General features: G+C 32.7%; 8 protein-coding genes. 6 read left to right on the top strand and 2 right to left on the bottom strand.

The annotated features are described in order from the left end of the window. Positions 1–94 precede the first annotated feature (94 nt). Positions 95–271: a transposase gene (locus H8909_RS13670; RefSeq protein ID WP_187013012.1), complete on the top strand. Its 177-nt coding sequence runs from the start codon at positions 95–97 to the stop codon at positions 269–271. A 240-nt stretch (positions 272–511) separates the two neighbouring features. Here H8909_RS13670 and H8909_RS12160 read toward each other — a convergent pair whose 3' ends face one another. Together H8909_RS12160 and H8909_RS12155 are read right to left on the bottom strand one after the other, a co-directional pair. Continuing rightward, positions 512–793: a hypothetical protein gene (locus H8909_RS12160; RefSeq protein WP_187013011.1), complete on the bottom strand. Its 282-nt coding sequence runs from the start codon at positions 791–793 to the stop codon at positions 512–514. A 12-nt stretch (positions 794–805) separates the two neighbouring features. Further along, positions 806–1,561: a DeoR/GlpR family DNA-binding transcription regulator gene (locus H8909_RS12155; RefSeq protein WP_187013010.1), complete on the bottom strand. Its 756-nt coding sequence runs from the start codon at positions 1,559–1,561 to the stop codon at positions 806–808. 238 nt (positions 1,562–1,799) lie between these two features. On the opposite strand from H8909_RS12155, the gene H8909_RS12150 reads away from it, so the two are divergent. The 5 genes from H8909_RS12150 to H8909_RS12130 form a co-directional block, all read left to right on the top strand. Further along, positions 1,800–2,105 (top strand): PTS sugar transporter subunit IIA, encoded by a 306-nt coding sequence (locus H8909_RS12150; RefSeq protein ID WP_187013009.1) that lies wholly within the window; start codon positions 1,800–1,802, stop codon positions 2,103–2,105. A 12-nt stretch (positions 2,106–2,117) separates the two neighbouring features. Beyond that, the gene (locus H8909_RS12145) at positions 2,118–3,767 is read left to right on the top strand and encodes a lactose-specific PTS transporter subunit EIIC (RefSeq protein WP_187013008.1); all 1,650 of its coding nucleotides are present in this window, start codon (positions 2,118–2,120) and stop codon (positions 3,765–3,767) included. Positions 3,768–3,839: 72 nt separating this feature from the next. After that, the gene (lacG, locus tag H8909_RS12140; RefSeq protein ID WP_202985971.1) at positions 3,840–5,240 is read left to right on the top strand and encodes a 6-phospho-beta-galactosidase; all 1,401 of its coding nucleotides are present in this window, start codon (positions 3,840–3,842) and stop codon (positions 5,238–5,240) included. Positions 5,241–5,242: 2 nt separating this feature from the next. Continuing rightward, positions 5,243–5,896 (top strand): HAD family hydrolase, encoded by a 654-nt coding sequence (locus tag H8909_RS12135; RefSeq protein ID WP_187013007.1) that lies wholly within the window; start codon positions 5,243–5,245, stop codon positions 5,894–5,896. A 183-nt stretch (positions 5,897–6,079) separates the two neighbouring features. Further along, positions 6,080–6,270 (top strand): SDR family NAD(P)-dependent oxidoreductase (locus H8909_RS12130; protein ID WP_187012889.1); only part of this gene is annotated, 191 nt, incomplete at its 3' end.

Below are 6,270 nucleotides of genomic sequence, written 5' to 3'. Positions count from 1 at the left end.
CAGATCACAAAAACAGGTGGAAGATTATGCCGTCATAAAAGGCACATTTTCCACCTGTTTATTAATTTAATTTGCGGTTTTATTAGTTTATATTATGGGTAGAGTTTGCGGTTTAACAATAAAGGAGGACATGGGATTCACCAGATTCCGAAGAAGAGGAATGAAAGGTGTAACGATGGAGTTTCTTTTAGTGTGCCTAGGCTACAATCTCAAGAAATACCACATGTATAGACTACGTCAGGAGAAAAAGAACGCTCTGAAGGCGTGCTGATAAAAAAGTTATTCACAGTGAAAAAGTGACTTATCACACCGATAGGGACTTTATGCGATTTTTTTCTATTTTTTAAGAGTTTACGTTCCTGAGGAGAACGTTTTTTTGTTTGTGACGTAATAACCATAGGCAGTCGTGAACTAATACAAAAAAAAGACTGTTTGGAAATGATATTAAATCATTTCGTCACAGCCTCTTTTTTGTATCTAAAAAGCCATGCGTGTTGCACGGCTTGTATAATCATTTGAAGATATCCTTTATCTTACTACCAAAAGGTTTATAATTAAGCAATTTCTTGATTTCTTCCTTGTCTAAGTATTCTTCAATATAACCACAATTCTCACAAATATAGAAAGTCTTCTTTGCGGTATTTCCCTCTTTGAATATAGCGAAAACTTGCGAAGGCTTATTAATATGATTCGTTATTTGAGAAATATTACCACCACCATTTTCATGGAGCTGATCTTTAATAATAATAATTTTATCGTGATTACATTTTGGGCAGATTCCAGTCTTTTTCATAGTAAGATCTCCTTATACCGTTACAATAGTTGTATATTCTTTATAGTGTTTTAACACATCTGGATCAATTTCATTATCAGTAATGACTGCATCAAAGTTAAATAGATCATAGAAGATATAAAAGTCAGAACGATTAAACTTAGTAGAATCTACAAGTAAATATCTATTCTTCGCATTATCCAAAGGTATACCCTGTGATTCTCCTTCTTCTAATGAATAAGTTGTAATACCACTATTAAAGATACCATTACATCCAATAAAGGCTTTTGTATATCTTAATTTACTTAATACCATATTTGTGATTGGACCTACAAAGGTATTTGTATTACTACGATATTCTCCACCTGTTAACATTACATCAGTAGGAGTATGACCACTCAAAATATTAAATACTGCAAGAGAATTCGTAACTACTCTAATATTACGTCCACATAACTGCTCTGCTAATAACTGAATAGTAGTACCAGGACCTAAGAATATTGTTTCTCCTTCTTGAATAAGACTTGCTGCTTTATGCGCAATTCTTGTTTTTTCTTCTATCTGTACAGAAGACTTTTCTAAATGAGAACGTTCATGATCCATACTAAAAGATAAACTCTGTGCACCACCATGTACTCTTAATAATTTACCAGACTTCTCTAATTCATCTAAATCTCTTCTTGCGGTCATATCAGAGATTTCTAATTGTTCCATGATTTCATTGATTGATATGATTCCTTTTTGATTGACCATCTGTGTAATTCTTACAAGACGTTCCTTCTTTAACATGTTTTCACTCTCCTTGTCAGTGTCAGTATATCATTTGATGTGTCCGGAATCAACATAAAGCAAACAAAAACAAACAAATATAATGTAATTAATGTCAATAATTATCATATATGTTTATAAATGTTTAAAATATTGTTTATTGTTGTTTGATTCTGTTGACAAATGGTATGTACGCGTTTACAATGTACTTGTAAACGAAAGAGGCCGATTCGTAAAGAAGAAAAAGGAGATTAATACAATGACTAAAGAAGAAGTAAGTATGATTGGATTTGAAATTGTAGCTTATTCAGGAGATGCAAGAAGTAAGCTACTACTTGCAGTAGAAAAAGCAAAACAAAAAGATTTTACAGAATGTGACAAACTTATTAGTGAAGCAAATGACTGTTTGAACGATGCACATAAGTCTCAAACTGAACTATTGCAGTTAGAAGCTAGAGGCGAAAATATTGATATTGGGTTTATTACAGTACATGCTCAAGATCATTTAATGACTACAATCTTATTAAAAGACATTATTAATAATTTACTAGATATTTATAGATAATGAGGTGAAATAATGGAGGCATTAATTGGAAAAATCGAGAAGGCTAAGCCGTTTTTCGAAAAAGTATCAAGAAATAAATATTTAAAAGCAATCCGTGACGGATTTATGTCAGCAATGCCTGTAGTATTATTCTCAAGTATATTCATGTTGATTGCTTATGTTCCTAACATTTTTAAATTTTATTGGCCAAAAGAAATTGAGGCTATGATTTTAAAACCTTATAACTATTCAATGGGGTTACTTGCTGTTCTTGTAGCAGGAACAACTGCAAAGAATCTTTGCGATAGTTTCAACAGAGACATGCCAGTTAATAGACAGATCAATAATATTTCTACACTAATGGCTGGTATCGTAGGGTTCTTAGTTGTAGGCGTTGATTCTATCAAAGGTGGATTTGCAAGTGGTTATATGGGCTCTAAGGGTCTTTTAACAGCATTCTTAGTTGCTTTCTTTGTTTGTAATGTTTATAGATTCTGTGTAAAGAGAAACATTACTATTCATATGCCTGAAGAAGTACCACCAAATATTTCTCAGACATTCGCAGATGTTATTCCTTTCGCTATTTCTATCCTATTATTGGCATTATTTGATATAGCTTTCAGAAATGCAGCAGGTATGTGTTTTGCTCAGGCAGTTATTGAATTCTTCCAGCCACTATTCACTGCGGCTGATGGATATGTAGGTTTAGCAGTTATCTATGGTGCTATGTCATTATTCTGGTTTGTAGGTATTCAGGGACCTTCTATTGTTGAACCAGCAGTATCAGCAATTTATTATGTAAACATCGCAAATAACTTAGAATTATTCCAGGCTGGCAAACATGCAGCTAATATCTTGACTCCAGGTTGTCAGCAGTTCGTTGCAACACTTGGTGGTACAGGTGCAACTTTAGTAGTAACACTTATGTTTGCTTTCATGGCCAAATCAAAAGAATTAAAGGCAGTTGGTAAGGCAAGTTCTATTCCAGTATTATTTGGTGTAAATGAACCAATCTTATTTGGTGCTCCATTAATCTTAAACCCAATTTTCTTTATTCCATTTATCTTAGCTCCAATCTTAAATGTATGGATCTTTAAGTTATTCGTTGATGTTCTAAAGATGAACAGCTTTATGTATATTCTTCCTTGGACGACACCTGCTCCATTAGGTATTGTGCTTGGTTGTGGTATTACAGTATTATCAATTCTATTTGCAGTATTAGTATTAGTAGTAGACTTCGTTGTATATTATCCATTCTTCAAGGTATATGATAGAGAAAAGTGTGCTGAAGAAGCAGAAAAAGAAGGGGTAATTGAAGCAGAAAAAGAAGAAGAAGCAGTTGAAGTTTCTTCAGATGTAGTCAATGAAAAGAGAATTTTAGTATTATGTGCCGGTGGAGGTACAAGTGGTTTATTAGCTAATGCTTTAGCTAAAGGTGCAAAAGAAAAAGGAATTTCTATTGTTACAGCAGCTGGATCATATGGTGCACATTATGATATGTTAAAGGACTATGATTTAGTTGTCTTAGCACCACAGGTAGCGAACTACTATCAAGATTTGAAAAAAGATACTGATAGATTAGGTATCAAGTGTGTAGCTTGTGAAGGTAAAAAGTATATTGAATTAACTCGTAATCCTCAGAAGGCACTTGAATTTGTATTCTCAATTTTAGACGGAGAATAAACATTAAATACACATTGGGATTAATTCCTAGTGTGTATTCAATTTATATAATAATTATAAAGGAGATTAATCATGAAATTCAGTGAAGATTTTGTGTTTGGTGGCGCAACTGCTGCATACCAGTGTGAAGGTAGTACTAGAGCATATGGTAAAGGTAAAGTCGCTTGGGATGATTATTTAGAAAAGCAGGGAAGATTCTCTGCTGATCCTGCGAGTGACTTCTATCATAAATATCCTGTAGATTTAAAACTATGTAAAGATTTCAGCATTAAGGCTATTAGAATTTCTATTGCATGGTCAAGAATTTTCCCAGAAGGAAAAGGAAAAATCAACCAGGAAGGTGTAGATTTTTATCATCGTGTATTCCAGGAATGCCATAAGAATGATGTAGAACCATATGTTACTTTACATCATTTTGATACTCCTGATGCTTTACATAGCAGAGGTGATTTCTTAAATAGAGAAACAATTGATGCATTTGCGAAATATGCAGAATTCTGTTTTGAAGAATATAAAGATGAAGTTACTTATTGGTTTACTTTTAATGAAGTATGGCCAATTGCAACAAACCAATATATTGAAGGTACATTCCCACCTTGTATTACATACGATATTACTAAGGCGGTTCAGTCAATGCATGGAATGATGGTAGCACATGCAAAGGCAGTTTGTGCTTATAAAGCACACAACTATAAAGGATACATTGGAATTATTCACTCCCTAGAAACCAAGTATCCTTTAAACGAAAATGATCCAAAAGATGTATATGCAGCTAAGAAAGAAGATGTTCTTGCTAATCAATTCTTGCTAGATGCTACATTCTTAGGTTATTATACAGATGAAACTCTTAATATCATCAATGAATTAGTTCATCTTAATAATGGTACTTTTGAATATGATCCAGCTGATATTGAAATTATGAAAAAAGCTGCAAAAGAAAATGATTACTTAGGTATGAATCACTACCAGAGTCATTTCATTAAGGCATATGATGGTGAAAATGAAATCCACCATAATGGTACAGGTGAAAAAGGTACAAAGAAGTTCAAATTAAAAGGTGTTGGTGAAAGAGTATTTAAAGAAGGTATTCCAACTACTGACTGGGACTGGTTGATTTATCCTCAGGGAATGTATGATATGATTATGAGAATCAAGAAGCAGTATCCTAATTATAAAGCTATTTATATCACAGAAAATGGTATGGGTTATAAAGATGACTTTAATAATGGTAATATTGATGATTCGCCAAGAATTGATTATATCAAGCAACATTTACAGTGGTTATTAAAGTCTATCGAAGATGGCGCAAATGTAAAAGGATATTTTGTTTGGTCATTAATGGATGTATTTTCTTGGTCTAATGGTTATAATAAGAGATATGGATTATTCTACGTAGATTATAATACACAAGAAAGATATCCTAAAAAGTCAGCTTATTGGTTTAAGCGCGTATCAGAAACGAAAGAGGTATAGTTATGAATTCTTATAAAGGAGTTATATTTGATTTTAATGGAACATTGTTCTTTGACAACCCAAAGCATGTATTAGCCTGGGGAAAGATTTCCGAGGAAATAAGACATCATGGAATCAGCGAAGAAGAGCTACATGAACATTTCAATGGTGTTCCTAATAATAAGATTATTGAATACTTATTTGAAGGACAGTGTACAGATGAACAGAAACAGAAATATTCTTTACTTAAGGAACAGTATTATCGTGAATTTTGTAAGGAAGATAAAGAAACATTCCATTTAGTTGCTGGTGCGACAGAATTCTTTGATAAACTTAAAAACAACAACATTCCATTTACTATCGCAAGTGCATCCATTAAACCAAATATTGATTTCTTTGTAGAATCATTTCATTTAGATCATTGGATTAATCCTGATGATATTGTTTATGATGATGGAACTTATGAGAATAAGATCATGATGTTCAAGAAAGCAGCACATATTCTAGGAGTAGATATAAGTGACTGCTTAATCATCGAAGACTCCCTAAGTGGTATTGAAAATGCCTATAAAGCAGGATGTAGAAATATAATCGTAATCGATTCTGCAAATAAAAAAGATGAATATCAGAAGTTACCAGGAGTAACAAAAGTGATTGATTCATTTAAAGAAATTTAAACAAAGAGCCATCTTATTAAAGATGGTTCTTTTTTGCAAGAAAACAAGATAGGCGCTTCACTATGATAATTCAGTCTTTTGTTACGAACGATTTCGTTGTAAAATATAAGAGTCAAATAGAATAGTAATTTGGCTATGGCAGCTGTCATATATGGTGGTTGCAAAGTTTATGGAGGAATAAATATGAATGTATTAGTTACAGGTGGTGCAGGTTATATTGGTAGTCATGTCTGTGTAGAATTACTACAGAGCGGACATGATGTTGTAGTCATCGATGACTTCTCAAATTCAAAACCAGAAGCCTTAGATGCAATTCATGAAATTACTGGTAAGAAAGTAAAGTTCTATGAATTTAACGTTTTAGATGAAGATAA

Origin of the sequence: Catenibacterium faecis, from assembly GCF_014306455.1 — a bacterium.
Classification (GTDB): domain Bacteria; phylum Bacillota_I; class Bacilli_A; order Erysipelotrichales; family Coprobacillaceae; genus Catenibacterium; species Catenibacterium mitsuoka_A.
This window is presented reverse-complemented; position numbering and strand designations above follow the sequence as displayed.